The 1,002-nt window shown below is 21.6% G+C and carries 2 protein-coding genes; both read right to left on the bottom strand.

Annotation, left to right across the window (positions count from 1 at the left end):
• Positions 1 to 47: 47 nt before the first annotated feature.
• A complete protein-coding gene (locus GBZ86_RS16245) occupies positions 48 to 665 on the bottom strand; it encodes a DUF2238 domain-containing protein (protein ID WP_152892395.1) in 618 nt (205 codons plus the stop codon).
• Positions 643 to 933: a GIY-YIG nuclease family protein gene (locus GBZ86_RS16240; protein ID WP_152892393.1), complete on the bottom strand. Its 291-nt coding sequence runs from the start codon at positions 931 to 933 to the stop codon at positions 643 to 645. Before GBZ86_RS16240 ends, GBZ86_RS16245 begins: the two co-directional genes overlap by 23 nt.
• Positions 934 to 1,002: the final 69 nt, after the last annotated feature.

Raw genomic sequence — 1,002 nt, 5'->3', positions numbered from 1 at the left:
CTTTTAGAATATCTTTTAATAATGTGATTTAACATTCAACTTTAAAACTATTTTTTATTATTATCCCTCATAAAACTTGTTATATCTTCATATAATCTATTTTTCTTTCCATTTAAATATTTATATAATGAGCGTATCATAACAAGGGGAAAGATACTTCCTGTTATAATGTCCTTCATAGTATCAAATAAATCTACTTGAGCCATTAATCCAAAGGTTCTATCAGTAAAGAACTCCCACATTTCCCAAAATGCTGCACAAGATACAGCAAAAACAAAACAAAAAACAACAATTACTTTTACATTAATATTTTTTGTTTCATAATTATTTAAATATAGAAAAACCATATATCCTAATATAAAAGTTAAAAATCCAGATAAAGTATGTAAAAATGTATCCCAATTAGGTATAGCATAAAAATTATTTACTTTAGCTAAAAACATAGATATAAATATAAATCCTATAATAATAAAATTTATTAATGGAGGTATTTTTATTTTTCCAACCTTCATAATAATTGTAGGAATCATTAATGTTATTATAGTTAAAACTGTTCCATATAATAATATAGTATCTTTTTTTATAAATCCTATTATTAAATATATGAATAATAAAATATAAAATATAATTTCAAATATTATATCATAGGTTAATTTCTTTTTCATAATTAAATACCTTTAAATCCTCTCTTTTAAAATTTTTAATTAATTTTAATTTTTCTCCCCTATTTAACCTTTTAATTTTCCATTCTCTACTTTGAGCCTCTCTCTTATCTAAAAAAGTTTCAACATAAACTAATTTTACAGGTAATCTTCCTCTAGTATATTTAGCCCCTCTACCTAGATTATGTGTTTTTATTCTATTGCTTAAATTACTTGTCCACCCAGTATACAAAGTACTATCTGAACATTCTAGAATATATACATAATTCATCTTTAAAACCTCTTTACTTATATATTATAACTATAATAAACTACATTATAATAATTATCAATTTATATA

This window comes from Clostridium tarantellae, from assembly GCF_009295725.1.
GTDB lineage: Bacteria > Bacillota > Clostridia > Clostridiales > Clostridiaceae > Sarcina > Sarcina tarantellae.
The sequence above is the reverse complement of the archived record's forward strand: the minus strand, read 5'-3'. Positions and strand labels throughout refer to the sequence as shown.

Excerpts from the sequence above, each read along its gene's own strand:
- GBZ86_RS16240 (WP_152892393.1), bottom strand. The coding sequence starts at position 933 with ATGAATTATGTATATATTCTAGAATGTTCAGATAGTACTTTGTATACT.
- GBZ86_RS16245 (WP_152892395.1), bottom strand. The coding sequence starts at position 665 with ATGAAAAAGAAATTAACCTATGATATAATATTTGAAATTATATTTTAT.